12 protein-coding genes are annotated in these 19,812 nt (G+C 41.6%); 3 read left to right on the forward strand and 9 right to left on the reverse strand.

The features are described 5' to 3' along the window. Positions 1–524: 524 nt before the first annotated feature. On the reverse strand, positions 525–1,910 hold the full coding sequence (locus AC1DPZ_RS08165) for a SusD/RagB family nutrient-binding outer membrane lipoprotein (RefSeq protein WP_477402492.1): 1,386 nt from the start codon (positions 1,908–1,910) through the stop codon (positions 525–527). A 26-nt stretch (positions 1,911–1,936) separates the two neighbouring features. After that, positions 1,937–4,960, reverse strand: a complete 3,024-nt coding sequence (locus tag AC1DPZ_RS08170) for a SusC/RagA family TonB-linked outer membrane protein (protein WP_477402493.1) — start codon at positions 4,958–4,960, stop codon at positions 1,937–1,939. A gap of 316 nt (positions 4,961–5,276) precedes the next feature. Between AC1DPZ_RS08170 and AC1DPZ_RS08175 the strand changes: the two genes are divergently transcribed. The 3 genes from AC1DPZ_RS08175 (at position 5,277) to AC1DPZ_RS08185 (ending at position 11,447) form a co-directional block, all read left to right on the forward strand. Then, positions 5,277–7,646 (forward strand): beta-L-arabinofuranosidase domain-containing protein, encoded by a 2,370-nt coding sequence (locus AC1DPZ_RS08175; RefSeq protein ID WP_477402494.1) that lies wholly within the window; start codon positions 5,277–5,279, stop codon positions 7,644–7,646. Positions 7,647–7,652: 6 nt separating this feature from the next. Continuing rightward, entirely contained in the window at positions 7,653–10,058 is a 2,406-nt protein-coding gene (locus tag AC1DPZ_RS08180; RefSeq protein WP_477402495.1) for a glycoside hydrolase family 127 protein, read from the forward strand. 603 nt (positions 10,059–10,661) lie between these two features. After that, complete coding sequence (locus AC1DPZ_RS08185; protein WP_477402496.1) at positions 10,662–11,447, forward strand: response regulator transcription factor; 786 nt, start codon at positions 10,662–10,664, stop codon at positions 11,445–11,447. A gap of 64 nt (positions 11,448–11,511) precedes the next feature. On the opposite strand, the gene AC1DPZ_RS08190 is transcribed toward AC1DPZ_RS08185, so the two are convergent. The 7 genes from AC1DPZ_RS08190 to AC1DPZ_RS08220 all read right to left on the reverse strand — a co-directional run. Further along, positions 11,512–12,714: an eCIS core domain-containing protein gene (locus tag AC1DPZ_RS08190; protein WP_477402497.1), complete on the reverse strand. Its 1,203-nt coding sequence runs from the start codon at positions 12,712–12,714 to the stop codon at positions 11,512–11,514. A 304-nt stretch (positions 12,715–13,018) separates the two neighbouring features. Next, positions 13,019–14,677, reverse strand: a complete 1,659-nt coding sequence (locus tag AC1DPZ_RS08195; RefSeq protein ID WP_477402498.1) for an eCIS core domain-containing protein — start codon at positions 14,675–14,677, stop codon at positions 13,019–13,021. 119 nt (positions 14,678–14,796) lie between these two features. Then, positions 14,797–15,255 carry a hypothetical protein gene (locus AC1DPZ_RS08200; protein WP_477402499.1) on the reverse strand — a complete coding sequence of 153 codons (459 nt, stop codon included), beginning with the start codon at positions 15,253–15,255 and terminating at the stop codon, positions 14,797–14,799. Then, complete coding sequence (locus tag AC1DPZ_RS08205) at positions 15,256–16,407, reverse strand: eCIS core domain-containing protein (protein ID WP_477402500.1); 1,152 nt, start codon at positions 16,405–16,407, stop codon at positions 15,256–15,258. A 12-nt stretch (positions 16,408–16,419) separates the two neighbouring features. After that, complete coding sequence (locus tag AC1DPZ_RS08210; RefSeq protein ID WP_477402501.1) at positions 16,420–17,793, reverse strand: ATP-binding protein; 1,374 nt, start codon at positions 17,791–17,793, stop codon at positions 16,420–16,422. Next, entirely contained in the window at positions 17,787–19,256 is a 1,470-nt protein-coding gene (locus AC1DPZ_RS08215; protein WP_477402502.1) for a contractile injection system tape measure protein, read from the reverse strand. The genes AC1DPZ_RS08210 and AC1DPZ_RS08215 overlap by 7 nt, the downstream gene beginning before the upstream one ends. A 2-nt stretch (positions 19,257–19,258) precedes the next feature. After that, positions 19,259–19,812 (reverse strand): hypothetical protein (locus AC1DPZ_RS08220; protein WP_477402503.1); only part of this gene is annotated, 554 nt, incomplete at its 5' end.

The following is a 19,812-nucleotide window of genomic DNA, read 5'->3' on the forward strand; positions in this document are numbered from 1 at the left end:
CCCTGAGCCTGTCGAAGGGTCGCGCGCAGAGGCCTTCACCCGCTATGCTTCGACAGGCTCAGCATGACAGCCCTTTTTTAACAATCATTCTACTTCTCACAACAAGAAATATCTTTAAATATAGACTGATAATCAGCTACTTGAAAGCACGTCATTATAAGGCACGAATCCCGACTTACAGAGGAGTAGCTGTGTAAATCCGATCTGCATGGCGGCGAGCCGACTCACCCCGACATCGCTGCGCTTGTCACCCCTCTCTCCGCTTCGCGCATAGAGGGGATTTGAAAAATTAATAAAAATGTTTTAAACCCTCTTTCCAACGAAGTTGAAGAGAGGGTCGGCCAGCGAAGCGTAGCCGGGGTGAGTCGTTGCCAGCATGCAAAGCCGATTGCTTGGTTTAACCCAGCACGTCACCCTCTTTTTCCAGAATTATCCTGGTGGATACCCGCAATGACGGTCTATTTTCATCTATTTTTAAACAGCCTCTAAGAGATACACTAATATATCGCCTGCTCAAATAATCATTATTTAGTATCCCACCAAAGTCTATCAGTTAATTTGGCACTCTGCTGAGACTGTGGATTTGAAATAATTTCTGCCTGGGGGTATAATACCCTTCGCGGAATAGCAGAGAGCGCATTTGGCGCGGGCGATAAGGCCGGAAAGCCTGTACGCCTGTAATCATTAAAGTTTTCGAGCGAAAGGAAATTCGCTATGCCTTTTTCCTCAATGATCAATTGTTCGGCATTACTGCTGGTAAGCGTTCTTGAAGCAACGTAGGTGCCGGCATTAGCGGTGCTTACCCCAAGCTTGGTCATATGTGATAAAACCGCAGCCTGGTAAACAGGCTGTGCACTTAAATAGCCCGAAGTTATCAATGTGGCCTCAGCTTTTATAAATAGTGCTTCTGAGTAATTTACAATATAGTTAGTTGCCCCGGCTGCACCGTAAAAAGCCCCTGGGCGAGAGTACTCTTCCAATTGACCTATAGTGCTCAAACCCTCACCAAGACCAGTGTACAAGCCGGTTGCAGTTGCAGGAGCAACCATAATAGTTAACCGCGGATCATTGCGTGTTTTAAAACCATCAACCAGGGTGTTTGCCAATACCATTGTGCTGGCCGATATAAAATTTTGCTGCCATGGGTTTTCGCCACCGGCTGCACCGGTATAGTTCATTTTTAAATCATCATCATTTGATTGCATACCGCTTTGCAGTGCTGTAAGGGCTAACTGAGCCTGTGCTGCCGCTGTGTAGCCGGGCGCCTTAGCAAGGTGCATATAATAACGGGCTTTTAAGGTATAAGCCAGTTTTGTCCATTTACTCATATCGCCGCCATAAAAGAAATCGTCTCCGCCTGGAGTTGCCGTGCCGTTTTTAGCAATATCGGCTATACCTGCGTCTAACAAGCCTTGTACCTGGGTATATATATCTTTTTGAGCATCGTATACCGGCGTAAAATTAGAGCTGCCATTAAAGGCCTGTGTGTAAGGAATATCACCCCAAAGATCAGTTCCGGCACCAAGGCAATAAGCCGTTAAAATTTTAGCTATACCGGCATAATTTGTTTTCCCATCGCTTGCAGCCTTTTTGTTTAGTGTTACCAGGTTATTTAAACAGGTAACATACAGGTTGCTCCAATCGCCGTCCATATCCGAATTATACATTAAATAAGTGCCTGCATTGGGTGCAACCTGGTTAAGTGCGGCAACCTGCATATACTCCTGCACAATCATGGCTACATTGCCGGCATATAAGTTTGATGCTATAGCTAATTCAACCGGGGCAAGAATTTGTGCTTCTGCCACATCAATAGGCTGATTAGGATTTTGGTTAACGTTGATATATTTTTTACACCCCGAAACACTTATCAGGATACATGATAGTAAAATCATTAATATTTTTTTCATGATATTTTTTATTTGATAAATGATTATTAAAGTGAGAATTTTAAGCTGAAGTCGATAGATCTTGATGTTGGCGTAGAGAATGAATAAATTCCCTGCGAGCCATTTGATGAACCGAATGAACTTACTTCCGGATCGCCGCCTGTAAAGTGCGGTGCGTATATCCACAGGTTACGCCCGGTAACACTTAAATTAACCGTTTTGAAAGGGCTGCCCTTTAACCATGATGGTTTTAAAGTATAGCCTAAGCTTACATTTCTTAATTTAATGTAAGTACCGTCCTGTATTACAGATTCGGTGATACCATTTACGCGCTGGTAGTAAGCCTGGCCATTAACCGAAATAGTATTTGGCAGGCCTGTTGATTCGATGATGCCGGGAACAATTCTTGGCCCCCTGTTTTCGGTTACCTTAGGGGTTCCGTAAAAATAGCCGTATCCGTCTACGTTATTTTGGATATCGCCGCCTTTTTTCACATCAAAAAAGAAGCTGAGGTTAAATTGCTTATACCTGATGTTATTAGTAATTCCCCCGGTCCATTTGGGGTTTATATCACCTAAAATTCCTTGTGTAGCATCGGCATAAGGCAATCCGTCATCGCCAATCAGTAACTTACCCTCTGTATTGCGCGCATACCGGGTACCAAATATTGTTCCATAGGGCTGGCCTTTAATAATGGTAGTAAAGCCATTTCCAATTTGCTCCAGGTCACCGTAAATGCTAAGTACTTTATTCCTGGTACGCGTAAAATTTAAGGTCACGTTCCAGTTAAAGTCCCTGGTTTTTACAGGTACAAGGCCCAATAATACCTCAATACCTTTATTTTGCATTACGCCGGTGTTTACTGTAGTACCGTTATAGCCGGTTGAAGGTGCAATACTTACGCCCGGAATTATACCATCTGTTGTCTTTTTGGCAAAATAGGAAGCTTCCAGGCTTATCCTGTTATTAAAAAACCCGGTTTCAAAACCAACTTCGAACTCATTAATTCTTTCGTTTTTCAGGAAAGGATTTCCCAATGTAGCACCCAGTAAGAATCCCGATTGTCCCTGGTAAGGGAATGCAATGTTACGGATGGTTTGGCTATAATAAGGTGTGGTTAATGAATATGCCCCTACATTACTCCCGCCAACCGTGGCATAGGATACCCTGAATTTACCAAGGTTCATGATGTCCTGGAACTCCCTTGAGAAAAATTCAGAAAATATAAAGCTGGTGGCCGCAGATCCATAAGGATAAAAGCTATTTGAGGTTGCTAACACCGAACTTCCATCATATCTGCCGGTTAAGGATAAAACAAGGAATTTCTTATAATCAATATTTGATTGTGCGTAGAAACCAATCCTTCGTATGAGGGCATGGCTTTCAGAAAAAGTAACGGTTGAAGCAGAGCTGATATTGTCAAGATCGGCCACCGAAAGCCCAAGACCATTCGCGTAAGAACTTTCTGTGTATTGAGAGAAAATATTGTTCCCGATAACACCATCAATACTAAAATCGCCAAACTGATGATTAGCGCTTATGATCAAATCATTATTTATTTGTCTGAAATTGGCATTATTAACAACAATACGTCCGTTAGGGTTGGATACCGAGTTTGCTGATTCATGATATTTATCCTGTTCGGCATATACGTCGGCACCAAACCTTTCGGTTATAGTAAGCCATTTTAACGGTTTATAATCCGCGGTAAAGGTTGGCATAWAACGGTTTACGCCCGATTTGTTTGAGATATTAGCGAGTGCCCAGTAAGGGTTGTTTCTTGAATAACGATACAGACGTTGTGTACCATCTGCATTTTCATAAGGCTGCAGGTTGTACGATATAGGGGCGGTAAAAATAGTCCATACCGGACTCTCTAAAGCCCATCCTTCGGGCAGGCGGTCATTTTGAGAATTAGAATAATTTAACTGGAAGGTTGTAGTTAAATTAGGAAGGATTTGAGCTCCATATTTGGCAAATATCGAATTCCGGATAAACGAGGTAGTTGGTACAGTTCCCTGCTGATTGAAATTAGAATATGATATAAAGTAATTAGAAGCAGGTCCTCCGCCATTTATGCTAACCACGTTATTATAGGTGTGGCCGGTTTTAAAAAACAGATCTGATTGATTATATTTTTTTGCAGCCTGCCCGTTTATCTTTAAGGTATCCATCAATGGGCCCCAGGAAGTACTGGTTTTCATAGCATCACCATCATAATAAACACCGCCCGTACCTTGTGCGTATTTACTCTGGATTTGCGGAAGTAATGGATTCTCAAATGACAGATCGGACGAAAAATTAACAGTAGGTTTTCTGTTAGCAGAACCAGTTTTTGTGGTGATAATAATTACCCCGTTTGCACCCAGCGACCCATATAATGCAGTAGCCGCAGCTCCTTTTAAAACATTGATATTTTCGATTATGTTGGGGTCTAAATCGGCTATCCTGCTTGTACCCGGCCCGGAATTAAGATTGCCCGTTTCGCTGTTATCCACAGGGATACCATCTATAACCATTAAAGCATTGTTATCGCCATAAAATGACGAAGCACCACGAATAACAATACGTGTAGAGCTTCCTGGATTACCGGATGAGCTGGTAATTTGCACGCCCGATACCTTGCCGGCAATATTGTTAACAATATTGGGATCTTTACCCTGTACCAGTTCGGCACCCTTTATTTCCTGGCTGCTGTAGGTTAGTACTCTTTTATCCCGCTTTATGCCAAGCGCGGTTACAACAACTTCGCCTAAGGTTTTATTGTCTTCAGGTAAAACAACATCTATCTCGGTTTGGCCTGTTAGTTTTACTTCTTTGGAGGCATAACCTATAGCCGAGATGCTAAGTGTACCTGTGCCTGTGTAAGTAATAGTGAATGCACCATTGGCATTGGTACTTACACCTTTATTGGTGCCTTTTAGTCTGACAGACACGCCGGGTATTGGCTGGCCTTTATCGTCAGATACTTTTCCTTTTAATGCAACTGTTTGGGCGTATGTGCTACCACAAAACACAACCATGCAAAATAAAGGTAAAATAAGCCGTTTGAGTAATGGTTTTAGTTTCATAAACTAATTTTTGGGGTTAAGAATTTATTTTAATCAAGTCTGATTTTCAGATATGTAAATTTATTTGCCCCAACATTCCATTTTTGGCAGAAATTTGCCAAAGCTTACCGTATATTAACATTGTTGTTACAACAACATTAAAAAATTATGATATTTCTATAAAATCAGCTTTAATCATGACTTTTATTACTAAAAGCTTAAGTCAGTAAAAAACAGTTAAAATCCGGTTAATACCTGCAAATTATTATGGCTAAATATTCATAACGCCATGGTAATTTTATAAACTGATTTTTATAATTACATAAACCCAAACACTATGCTGATAAATAAGTGGCTTAAATTAAACATGTGCCTTATTGCAGGTTTAACCACAGCTGAATTTGCACAGRCACAATCATATGTGCCCGAATGGAATGACACCCGGATTAAGGTAAAAGCCCAAACGGAGATTAAGGCCTATACTTTTGATTTGAAAGATGTAGCACTACTGGAAAGCCCATTTAAACAAGCCATGCAGGTTGACGCCGCGTATTTGCTATCAATTGAGCCCGATCGTTTATTATCTGCATTCCGCTCGCACTCGGACTTAAAGCCTAAAGGAAAAATGTATGAAGGCTGGGAGTCAACCGGATTGGCAGGGCATACCCTTGGGCATTACCTTTCGGCCATTGCCATGCATTATGCCTCAACCCGCGATCCTGAATTTTTAAAACGGGTAAATTATATTGTAAAAGAACTGGGTGAATGCCAGGTGGCCCGTAAAACCGGCTATGTGGGCGCCATACCTAAAGAAGATACGATCTGGGCCGAGGTTGCCAAAGGAGACATCCGATCAAGGGGATTTGATTTGAATGGCGGCTGGTCGCCATGGTATACGGTGCATAAGGTTATGGCGGGCCTGTTAGATGCCTATTTATACTGCAACAATACACAGGCGCTTAAAATATGTAAGGGCATGGCCGACTGGACCGGCGAAACCATCAAAAACCTTGATGATGACAAACTGCAGAAAATGCTGCTTTGCGAATACGGCGGCATGGCAGAAACCCTTGTTAATTTATATGCTATTAATGCCGATAAGAAATATCTTGAACTATCATACAAGTTTTACGACAAGCGCATATTGGATCCGCTTGCCGAAAAACAGGATGTGTTACCCGGAAAGCATTCAAATACCCAAATACCTAAAGTTATTGCCAGTGCAAGGCGGTATGAGCTTACCGGCGACAAAAAAGACAAGGCCATTGCCGATTTTTTTTGGGAAACTGTAACGCATAACCACTCCTACGCCACGGGCGGCAACAGTAATTATGAGTACTTAGGCGAGCCCGGCAAGCTAAATGATAAGCTTACCGAGAACACCACCGAAACCTGCAATACCTATAATATGCTTAAATTAACCAGGCATTTATTTGCGGTTGAACCTTCGGCAGCGTTGATGGATTATTACGAGAAGGCATTGTACAATCATATCCTCGCATCTCAAAATCACGAAAACGGGATGATGTGCTATTTTGTACCTTTAAGAATGGGCGGCAAAAAAGAATATAGCAGTCCTTTTGATACTTTCACCTGCTGTGTGGGCTCGGGCATGGAAAACCATGTAAAGTACAATGAAAGCATTTATTTCAGGGGCGCCGATGGCAGCTTGTATATCAACCTGTTTATCCCATCGGTACTAAAATGGAGCGGAAAAGGTTTAACTATAAAACAAGAAAGCAATTTACCGGCCGGCGATCATATTTCCTTTACTGTTAATACTTTAAAACCTGTTGCAATGGCTATCCGCATCCGTAAGCCTAAATGGACCAGCAACGCGGCTATCAGCATAAACGGCAAAAAGCAACTGGTTAGCGCAGATGCCCAGGGCTACCTGGTTTTAAACCGTAAATGGAAAAATAACGACAAAATTGAATTTACCACGCCCGAGACTATTTATACAGAGGCTATGCCTGATAATGCCAACAGGCGTGCCATATTTTATGGCCCGGTATTATTGGCCGGTATTTTGGGTAATACAGAACCCGACCCACTTAAAGGTGTCCCGGTTTTTGTTACCAGCGAAACCGACCCTAACAAGTGGCTTCAAATGGTTGATAAGAAGCAATTGAGCTTTCGCACCGAAAATATTTCGAAACCGGCGGAGGTTAAACTAATCCCTTTCAATCAAACTAAAAATGAATATTATTCTGTTTACTGGGACGTATTTACGCCAGCATCATGGGCGGTACAGCAAAAAGCCTATGACGAACAAAAGAAAAAACAACAGGAGCTGGAAGCCCGTACCACAGATATTTTACGCATAGGCGAAATGCAGCCCGAGCGGGATCATAATTTCAGCGGCGAAAACGCTATTACGGGAGAAGACCACCAAAAGAAATGGAGATCAACAGAAAATGGCGGGTTTTTGTTGTATGAAATGAAGGTTGATGCCAATGCACAAAATACCCTGATTAATACCTACTGGGGCATGGATAACCGGGGCCGTACCTTTGATATCCTAATAGATGGCATAAAACTATCAACCGAGGACCTTAATCAGTATAAGGAAAGCCGTTTTTATGACATCAGCTACACCATACCTATTGAGCTAACCAAAGGAAAACAAAAAGTAAGCGTTAAACTATTACCTAAAAAAGATAACAGCGCCGGTCCGGTTTACGGTAGCCGCATGGTTAAAAACTAAATGAATATGATGATCAATAAAAGAACAGCGGCCTGCCTGCTGTCATTATCAGTTATAAGCTTAAGCAGCAGGGTCTCTGCACAACAAAAGGATTACCCTATTCAGCCGGTAGCTTTTACCAGCGTGCATGTTAATGATAACTTCTGGCAACCCAAAATGGAGGTAAATGCCAGGGTTACCATACCTTATGTACTTGCCCAATGCAAGGCAAACGGGCGCATGGATAATTTTTTAAGGGCATCCAAAAAACTGGACGGTGATAAGTTGAGCGAATTCCCCTTTGATGACACTGATGTATACAAAGCTATTGAGGGCGCATCATACTCCATGCAGAACAAAAACAACCCTACGCTGGATAAGTATATTGATACCCTTATCGGTATTATCGGCGCCGCACAGGAGCCAGATGGTTACCTGTATACTTTCCGCACGGTTCACGCCCAAAAACCACATGAGTGGATTGGTGATAAACGCTGGGTGAACGAAGAAATATTGAGCCATGAGTTGTATAATTGCGGCCATTTATACGAAGCCGCGGTTGCGCACTACCAGGCTACCGGCAAGCGTACCCTGCTCAACCTCGCCATAAAAAATGCCGACCTGCTTGTAAAAACCTTCGGACCGGGAAAAATTGAAGAATATCCAGGTCACCAGATAGTAGAGATAGGCTTATCAAAAATGTACCGCGTTACGGGCAACAAACAGTACCTTAACCTGGCCAAATTTTTCCTGGATGTACGCGGCCCTAAAGGCGATGCGTATAACCAGGCAGATAAAAAGGTGGTTGACCAGCATGAGGCCGAAGGCCATGCGGTAAGGGCTGCTTATATGTACACCGGTATGGCAGATATTGCCGCCTTAACGGGCGACACCAAATACTTAGCAGCGATTGATGATATATGGGGAGATGTGGTAAACAAAAAACTGTATATCACCGGTGGTATAGGTGCAACCGGCGCCGGTGAAGCATTTGGTGATGCCTACCAGTTGCCCAATATGTCGGCATATGCAGAAACCTGCGCGGCCATTGGTAATGTTTACTGGAATAACCGCATGTTTTTGCTGCATGGCGATTCCAAATATATTGATGTACTGGAAAGGACGCTTTATAACGGCCTGCTCTCGGGTGTTTCTTTAAGTGGCGACAGGTTCTTTTATCCAAATCCGCTTGCTTYCATGAATCAGCACCAGCGCAGCGCGTGGATCAGCTGTGCCTGCTGTATCAGCAACATGACCCGCTTTTTACCGTCGTTACCAGGCTACGTTTACGCCAAAAATAAAAACGACCTGTATATTAACCTGTTCATGAGCAACTCCAGCAATATTAAGCTGGCATCGGGTAATGTAAACATTGTTCAGGCAACGGATTACCCATGGAAGGGCAAGGTTGATATTACGGTTAATCCCGCAAAAGCAATGGCCTTTACTTTAAGGGTACGCATACCGGGCTGGGCAAAGCAGCAACCTGTTCCGGGCGATTTATATACTTTTATGGATAAAACGCCATTACCCGTTGTTTTATCAGTAAATGGCAAAGTTACCTCATTTGTAAGCGAAAAGGGGTACGCGGTAATAAAACGCAACTGGAAAAAAGGAGACAAGGTAACCCTTAACCTGCCCATGGAAACAGAAAAGGTTTTGGCCAACCAAAAGGTGAAAGATGATAAAGACCGCTTTGCTTTTGAACGCGGACCAATTGTTTACTGCCTGGAAGGTCCGGATAACCGGGACAGTCTTGTTCAGAATATATTGATCGACAAAAATGCTATTGCAAACGCTAATTACCAGGCAGACCTGTTAAATGGCGTAGACGTGATAAATACAGAAGGTAAAAGCACCAAAAGACAGCTCAACAGCGATAAGCTAACCGAAACTGACCAGCAGGTAAAGGCTATCCCCTACTATGCCTGGGCAAACCGCGGCCCCAGCGAAATGACTGTTTGGATCCCTTATGAAGCATCGGCATCAAGGCCAAAACCAGCCCCTACCATTGCCAGCAACAGCACGGTAACATCATCATTAAAAAACAAAAGAATGTACCCGGCTATAAAAGATCAGTATGAACCGGCCGGTTCTGGTGATACAAACTACCCTTACCTCCACTGGTGGCCTGCACACAATACCAGCGAATACGTGCAGTATGATTTTGATGCGCCTCATACTGTTAGCGAATCAAAAGTTTACTGGTACGATGATGGGCCATGGGGAGGGTGCCGTATACCTGTTTCCTATCAGATCCTGTATAAAAAAGACGGGCAATGGGTACCTGTAAAAAACACAACACCATACACCATCAGCAAGGATAATTTTAATACAGTGACGTTTGAGCCTGTAAATACAACCGCTTTACGTATAGAAGTTAAATTACCCGCCGATAATTCAACAGGAATACATGAATGGGCTGTTAAATGATAGATCGACTATAAAATAAAGGCTTTTTTAAAACAGAAAACCCGACTGGTAAAATTACTGCCAGTCGGGTTTTCTGTTTTAAGTTAGTAAACTTTGCTTTTATCAGGTTGTACATCACTCCCAAAAATTCAATCAAATACTGTAGTTAAATAATAATAATCAATAAAATACCCTAAGACGGCTATTGATCTTGAATATTTTTTTGTTAAATTAGCACAACCTGAATTGTGATTAAATATCTTTTCGCCCCTAAAAAGATTACATTTTATAAAAGATGTGTTGTATATAGATGGTAGTGTACCAACCTGTTTAAAATATTACAAGGAAAAGTATCATCTTTTACCAATCTACAACCGATGCAGACGCTATAAGATTAAAGATTTGTCCTGATGTTTTGACACTATTGATCGCATTACGACTTGACCACTGTAAAGTAATTCATGAACTCGGGTACTACTACGTAGAAATTCACGTAGTTATACGTTTAATCAAAAATCATTTCTATCCTATATTTACTTACATAAATTTATTAAAGATTAACAAGCAAAATGAGTTTTTTCTAACTAAGAAACAGTTATAAACCTTTACACAAATCATCCCGCTATGAAAGATAATTATCAATCATCCTATTATGATTTTTTAAAGTACTCCCGCAAAAGAAATGGGACACACGTTCCCGAAGTGCCAGAATTATTATCCCAGTTTGACCATGAATCTTTAAACAAAGATTTATTTCCTTCGGTGTTATATTCAATTGACTACACGGAAAACTCCTATTCGTTCCGGCTTTTTAACATGGATAAGTTTCTTGGATATTCTTCAGATTTTCTATTTAAAACAAGCCCTTCATTTTTGAATGAAATTCGGAATAAAGAGGATCTTAGTATTTTTAACGAGCAGATATTTCCTGATCAAATGTCGTTCCTGGCACATCATGCCAAGGAAAACAGGTGTCAATATATTTTCACAACAAATTTTAGGGTTAAAAATTTTAGTAATGCATGGTCTGTTGTAATTCAGCGAACCCGTTATCTTTTTAATGAATATGACCGGATACCTGTTGCGTCAATTAATTCATTAACTGATATCACTTATTTTAAAAATGATTCAAAAATAAACCACCTTATTGAGCAGTTTGACGAAAAAAGGCAAAGGCGTGTAGTTGAAAATAAGTGCTACTATTCAAAAGATAGCAATGATTTGCTTAGTAAACGGGAGGTTGATGTTTTAAAGCTCGCCAGTAAAGGATTAGGTAGCAAAGAGATAGCCGAAGAACTTAATATAAGTATCCACACCATCAATAATCACAGGCGAAATATGCTGAGCAGATCAAACTGTAAAAACATTTTGCAACTTGTTGACAGGGCTGTAAAAAACGGGACACTTTGATTTTTAAACAGGAAGCGTTCTGAAGTTTTTAATTCCGGATTTTATCACTTCATTTTCAAGTTTTTCAGATTTCGGCAACATTTTCCTGCAAGGGCTTCGTTTTTACACTACTTCCACCCTGTTGTAGTGTATGGGTTAGTTCATGTGCAAGCAGTTGTTTCCCAGCAAACGTATCCGGCGAAAAATTTCCATGATTAAAGTATATATTATTACCTACTGCGAAGGCTTTCGCATTTAAATCACGCGACATATTTACGGCATCGTTACCTGCATGAATCCTTACATCCGAAAAATCATACCCAAACCTGCTTTCCATAAAGCTTTGCGTATGTTCGGGCATGGGGCTTCCGCTATTTTGGGACGAGTTGATTTGGGCAGTTGTATTTTCACTGGCAACCCCGGGAGCAGATGCCTCACCTTTCCGCTGGATCTGGTATGGATTAGACGGATCCCAGATGGGCCTGATGGTACCAAAAAGATTATCGAGATCAAAACGCAGTAAAGTTGGACTTATAATTTTTGATGATGTGCCCAATTCATGATCTGTAGTTTCCCACCATGTAGGATGATCCCTTTGCAATGAAGAATCGATAGCCATGGGAACCAGCAAATTTGAGAAGAAAGTTGCATGGCCGGCAGAAGCACCAATTGAGCGGAAAAGCTGAAAGGAGTAATTCCAGTGAGTTTCAATTGCGCTAAAATCACCATCCGAGATTTGCYCCGCCCCTCTGTTCCAAAACGGACGGTTCATGGCAAACCAGTCTATAGCATTGGCTGGAGCAGCGGTTGCCCCGGTATCTGACATAGAAAGTGTTGTTACCCCTGTAGATGGAAGCCTTGTTGGGAAAAGCGAAATTCGGGGCAGTTGCGGTACACGCAGTTGAAGCTCTGCAGGATTGATTAAATGGAAAGGAAGCGGCGCCGCTGGGGTGGTTTGTTGTTGTGGCCGTGGAGTTTCCTCGTTTTCACCGTCCCGTTGTATTAACTGTGGAGTGGCACTAATTTCTTTTCTGTTGATCTTTTCTTCTTCGTCACAATGAGCACATTTTCGTTGGATAAATGATGCCTCGGGCATACGCATAACACGATCAGCCGTATCATCCGCCTCCCTTTCCAGCGGATCATCCGGTGCCCCCACACTTAGCTTAGCCTGAAAGAACAAACCGCAGCCGGTTTCAACAGGTAATACATCATGTTGCTGCAAGCCTTGAGGTTGAACAATTGCAGCAGGGGCAGTAACAGCTTCATTAACTGCACTCTCCTTCACTAAAGAAATATTTATTTATAAAAACACAGGAGTTTTAACAACTTTTTAAACTGTAACTTACAAGCTATAACTGCATACAGATCGCCACTTAGAAACTGTCTAAATTTGATTTTATTAATGTTTTTATACTTCTAATGAAGCACATCTCCACGCGTCATTGCGAGGCACGAAGCAATCCCCACCTTACAGGGTAGCTTTGCAATTCCGATCTGCATAGTCGGGGATTGCTTCGTACCTCGCAATGACGATCTGTTTTTTTATTTTAAACAGCTTCTTAGAAACCGCTTTTACACTATCAACGCCATTAAGGACTAATTGGGGCAGTTAATGCAGAGGGGACAATCTTACCCCAGATTTGAAGGTAATGATATAATTCAAATCGTGGCTGATCAGCAAAAAGCGAAGTGTCAATTACTGAAGGATCTGTTGTAAGATCAAACAAATGCATACCGGATGTTGTAATTTCGGGCTCATACATTTTAATGTGACTATCTGCAGAATCTTTATAAATCAGCATCTGATGCCCTGCTTTACTATCCCTGTTGTTATCTATTTGATTTGCCCCGGGCTTATGTGATGCATCAATCCTCCTTATAAAAACATTTCTTGGGTGATTGCCTTGTTCATCAACCTGGGTAATTGTACTGCTTTGTTGTGTAGTTGGCAAACCTGCCATATCAAACGTTGAATTAAAGCTTACCGCCCATGTATTTAGCATTAATTGCTCACCTGGATTGAGTGATGATGCCTGGGTTAACAACTCTGCCCTGTTATTGCACCAAACATCCATATTCACCATATTTTGGGATAAATCAAAACCTGGAGTTATCTGGCTACGAACGGTATTGGCATTTGCAGCAGGCGTGCCAACATTATCGGCAAAAAAGAGGTCATGCACTGCCTCCATTGCCCAATACATATTGCCATAAGTAGCCTGCCTGCTTGTAATTCTTGATTTAACAAAATCAATGACCCTCATTGCAGTTCGTTCCCTTGTGCCAACTTGAGGCGCCTGTAAAAGCCCCTGCAGCGATATTGCAGATAAGTAACTTATTGCAGCAGCGGGACCCATTAAAATATGACTCATTAATGCCACCGACTGCACACAACGAACAGCATCACTATCAGTACCCGGAATACGATCATACTGCCCCAATTTGTTGGCAATATCATTTCCGTCCCATCCTCCGGCTGTAAAAGGTAAAACAGTTTCTGGTAGCTGGCTATTTAACTCAATATCCGCCTGTGGTCTGCTTGCTGTCATACTACCGGCCGGAACAGGTGTAGATAAGGAACTTGTATCTGGCATGCCTGCGGTTATTGTTATTGGCGGCATATTAACAACATCCGTATCTCTTTGAATCGACTGCGGTGTGTCTCCCTGCTGAATAGTATGGGTAAGCTCATGGGCCAGCAATCTCTTTCCGCTCTCGGTGCCAGGCTTATATTTGTCCTGGTTAAAATAAATATCTTTTCCTATGGTAAATGCCTGTGCATTCAAAGCTTTTGAAAGCTGGGTTGCCCCGGCATCCGCATGAATTTTAACATCAGGAAATTCGGTTCCAAAACGGCTTTCCATAAAGCTTTTAGTTCCCCTATCCATAGTATCACCGCTCCCCTTTGATGATTCAATTTGCCCGCTTACATCAGCGGACACCGCTGTACCAGCGATATCGGTTTTCTTTTGAACTGATTGTGTAAGCGGGTTATGCTGTATTTTTTCCCCGTCATCAAAGTGGGCTTTACGCTGAACAAATGTACTCCCGGGCATATTCACCACCTTATCTGCAACAGTACCGGCTTCATGTTCAAGTGGGTCATCGGGTGCGCCAACAGTTAATTTAGCTTGAAGGAACAAGCCAGCCACATTTCCTTGAGACGACACATCATTTTGTGGCAAACCTTGCTGCTGTACGGTTGCAGCAGCAGTAGCGACGGGTTCTGAAGCAACAACTTTTTTCACAAAATATTAATGAAATTATATAACCAGGAAAAAATACATTTTTTAAACAATGACGCTATAGCCAAATGATATTATAACCCCCACCGGGCAATATAAAAGTCCCCGCCGGTTAAAACCTGTCAGATCTTCCGATAATTAAATAAGCTTTTGAAGTAGTTAAATTCTTCTATCAAAGCATAGGGCTTACCCATTGAGCCCTGGTAAGAATCTTCAACATAAGGCTGACCGTCTTTCCAATTGACCGGCCAACTTAGATTAACTTGCTTTTCTTCGTCTTCGCTGGGCCAGTTTTCCCAGCCTTTAAAAGACCTCCTTAATGAAATATCTGCGTTAACAGGCAAATCAAAAATGATTCTTAAAAGAATAAACAGCCGTGACTGCAATACATCATTATTATCCTTATGGGTAAATACGCTCCTTTCACCTTCAAAAAGATGAATAATATCACGCGAACCCATTTTTTGTATAAGCCGGGCGCATTCAAAATATAAAGCCCAGTCTGCATTGGTAAAATTCCCGTCTTTCCAGGGCTTTAATTTACTTATGAGTTCTTTTGYCTGGCTTATTGCATTTTCCATTTATGGCTTTGAATCAACTTTATTAAAATGTTTACTTTCTTCACCGCAGCAATTCCACCATGAACTTGCCCAACGCGAGGCCGGCCCTTCTGTTGCGGCCCCGTTAAACCACGAAGGTTCGGATTTAGTTGAGGGTAAGGCGCCGCTTGTTGGCTCTTTACCAGGCCCCCAGCTGCTACTTCCGGCCGGTGCAACATTAAAATCTCCAAGGTCTCCGGTTACAGCCTTGGTAAAAAATTTAATGGTTCCTAATGAGGTTTGTGTTCCGCTGGTATTAGGTTGCGGCGGTCTCGTACTCCCATCTGTCCAGGCATCTCTAACGGTTGTCCAGTCAAGTTTGTCACCTTTATTTATTTTCCAGGCTTCCCAAAACTCTAATTTTGGCGCCAATTCTGTATAACTAATATCCGACGGGCAATCGGCTTTAGTTTCTAATGATCTGATATGTTGAACAATGTAACCATCATCCGGTGCAGGACTGCTCAATGCAAATACCCATTGAACATCTCGTTCGCCACATGTGCCTTTGTTAAATGAGTGTAGTGAAAGATCTAATTTTTGCACCCTTTGTGCACTATCGCTCTGTTGAATAGTATGTGTTAATTCATGCGCCAGCAAATGTTTGCCGTTGTTTGAGTTTGGTTGATACTGGCCCTGATTAAAATATATATCCTTCCCTACAGTAAATGCTTTTGCATGCAGATTGTTACTAAGTTTAGCCGATTCACCATCTGAATGGATTTTCACATTATTGAAATCACGACCAAAACGTTTACTCATAAATGAATTTGTTTGCTGATCAAGAGCTACACCCTTGCCTACAGACGATTTAATTGAATTTGAGGTTGATTCGCTTACTGCAACGCCTGCGTCTCCTTTTGCCTGGATCAGTGGTGTCACATCGCCGGCCAATGGTTTCCTTTGCAATTCTTCTTCTTTTTCACATTCAGCACATTTACGTTGAACAAACGTACTGTCGGGTGTATTCATCACGTGGTCGGCCATTGAGTCGGCTTCCTTTTCATAATGATCATCAGAACTCCCTACCGTTAGTTTAGGTTGAACAGAAAGATCATTCCCGATGGTTGCTTGCTCATTATTATATGAGCCGGCGCCTGATTGAATATCTGTATTTTTAGCTGTAGTAAACATACTTCCTCCTTTTTAAATGGTCTTTCCATCTTTCCTAAATTCTTTTCTTATGCCTTCTAATATATCAGCCTGGCGTATTACATTTTCTCTGCGATGCAGGGCCATAAGGGATGCATATTGAACAATGTTTATGATTGAACCTCCTGCAAGCTCATATTTATCGGCAATGGCATACAAATCAATGTCATCTGATAAAGTTGTTTTATTGCTAAATGCGTTTTGCCACAGTGCAAAACGCTCATGGCTTTTAGGTACCGGGAAATAAATAACAGATTGCAGCCTGCGGCCAAAAGCTTCATCAACATTGCTGCGCATATTTGATGATAAAATTACCAGGCCGTTATAATCTTCAAGCCGCTGAAGCAGGTAGGCTATTTCCTGGTTAGCATATTTATCATGAGCGTCGGAAATGGAAGTTCTTTTGCCAAATAAGGCGTCTGCTTCATCAAAAAATAATATCCAGTTTTTATGCTCGGCCTTAACAAATATTTTTTCGAGGTTTTTTTCGGTTTCGCCAATGTATTTTGAAACAACCATTGACAGATCAACCCGGTACACATCAACTACGGCAAGCTTGCCAAACAGACCGGCGGTAAGCGTTTTACCCGTACCCGGCGGACCATGGAATAATACTTTATATCCCGGTTTTAACTGTTTTTTCATTCCCCACTCGTTCATGAGTGTTTTACCATGCTCCAGCCATATTTTTATATCGTTTAATTGCTGCATGGTATGCCTGTCGAGCACCAGGTCGTCCCAGGCAAGAGTTGTAGTGATCCTTTTGGCCGGGAAATCCATACTAAACGAGGGTTTACGAAGTGTGCCGGTGGTAAACAAATCTACATATTCGTCATTAATTAATAATTGCCCGCTAAATACAGGCTCATTTGCCGGCGAAGAAGCCAGCCATAAAATATTATGAACCCTAAACAAATGATCGGTATCAAATATCTGCTGCGCCTTAAAACGCTTGCCGAGGTCATTGCCGGCAAGTAAAAACAAAGCTGTTTCTCCGGTGGGTAAAAAGCCGCTGTGCGCCGTTCCTTTCAACCCGCCAAACTCTGTATTGCCGCGATCTTTAGATTGATTGCGGGTAAAAAATGCATCAAGCACTTGTGGGCAAATATGCGGCAATAAGGCAAGCATTAATACCAGCCTTTCAGAAAATGTTAGTTTATAAAAGTCAATAAATTCATTGTAAACAGATTTACCGGCTGATAATTCCGGGGGAGTTATACTATAAACTGAATCTATTGCCAACTCTTCGCCCAAATAACTCTTCAAGCGAGCCTGAAGCACACTTTGAAACCACATGATCTCGTCAAGCAGGGCAGATGCGTTTAAATGATACGCATCCTTTTTTAGTAAGGGAGCCTCGCCTACCATTCGCAATAAATTAAATCTTTAAGCCAAGGAAGCTTGATTGTGCCGATACCCCAGGGTAAACGATCAAGCAAAACATCAAAGCCACTTCGTTCGACCTGTATTAACCAATGATCATTTTTATAGGTCACCTTTCCTTCGCGAAGTATAAAAGTATTTTGTAGTGCCGCAATCCCCGGTCCTTTTAATGCCCCCCAATGGTTAATAATAGTTTGCAGCAATACTCCCGATTCTTCCCTTTCATTTTCAGTTAGTTTAATACCGTTTACAATAACCTCACTGGTATTCAATCCGCATAAAATTTTGTTGAGCGCCATTTCCCATTCTTTATATTCTTCGTCGCCACATTGCAGATAATAAAGTAATACAGCCGCTTTAGTTTGCGCTTCTACAGATACAAACTGGTTCTTTTCATCAACAAGCTTTAAACTATGAAAATAAGCAGGTAAAAATGGATGAAGCAAAACGAGGCCAGCGTTTTCAACGTATAGCCCTTCGCTGTTAAGTTGCGTATTATTGTTTACAGTTTTTTGATTGTTCAGCCCGGTTTCGGCATCAGTTTTTAACCTTTCAGCAGGATCAGCCAGATTACCTGTTTGTATTACCGATTCATATAAAGCTTTATCTGCATCAAGCGTATTAATCCTGTTTTTCATTTCATGGATGGTAGCCGGGAATAAGCTCATCAATTTATTTAAAAACGCTTTAAAGAAATTGCTTTCATCAGTATGTAATAAAACAAAGCAGAGCACATGTTCATAAAATACTTTTAAAGAGATCCCGAAAAGGGATTTAAACTGCTCCTTTTGGCTAAGGAGCATATCCACATTTACTTTAACTGCAGCATTGTTAAATAAGCCAATAATTTGATCAACGTAATTATTACAAGCCGCGTCATCAAGATAATCAATCAGGCGTTTTACCAGTTGTTCAACATGTTTTGCTGATGAATTTCGCGTTTTGGATATGAGCTTAAGCAGGAGGTTGCTTTGCCCGGCAGTATCCAGCCCGGCAAGAAGTTCGGCTGGCGTTTGTCTTTGATCCTTTTTGAACCACCAGGGGTAGTGCCCGTTTTCTAAAAAGAAGAATAATGCCGAACCATTTTGTTGTTTTTGATCAACATATTGTAAAGATGCTCCCGGTTCATGCGCTGTTGACTCCTGAGCTTGCATACTTTGTGGGCTGGCTTCAAATTGCTTTATCAATTCGTTAATGATTTTTTGCTCGGCTATCCGTATAAAATTGTCGTTAAATTCATTTGCCGGTATTACACCAAGATCAATTTTAAGCGAATCTATTTTCAAAATATTGCCAGAACTCATGGTTTGATGAAATACCCGCTCAAGCATTCTCAATAGTTCGTGATTGGCTATTCCATTTATATATTGCCTGCAATCAAACGCAAGTTTTTCATTACAGGCTTGTATCCTGATCTTTTGTTTACAGATTATTACATCTCCGTTCACAATTATTTATTAAAACCCCGGGTTATAACATTTGCGCGATTAGTTATCGCAGTAACCTGTTTTTGTAAATTGGCATTTTGAACAAGGCTTGTACCGCTGTGTACATCGGCTAAAATGCTTTTTACAGCAACCGCACTATTAATATCACTTGTAATTGCCGGATCATTTAGTTTTACAGTTATAGCATCCGCTGCTTTCACAAGCTCGGTTTCCTTTTCAACCCTGGTAGGATCGTTAGCTGCAAGTTGCTGCACCGCAATTTGTTTTTGACGAAAGTTCTCTACTTCGGCTGTAAGATCCTGGTTGGCAAAAGTTAAACCGGTTGTTGGGAGCGTTTTTATACTGGCATCCTTTGTAAGCACGGTTTTAAACAGCGATGAATTATCGTCCAACCGAGTGCTAAAACTGGCTATCTGTGGCGCGATGCTATCAATTCTGGCATTTGTAACGGCCATTTTAAGATCAATTGTTGACGCTACCTTTTTAGTTACGGCATCATCAATGTCGGTTTCCTTGGCATAAGGAAGGATACTGGCTTCAAAATGTTTTATATAAT

Source organism: Mucilaginibacter sp. P4_G9, from assembly GCF_056400985.1.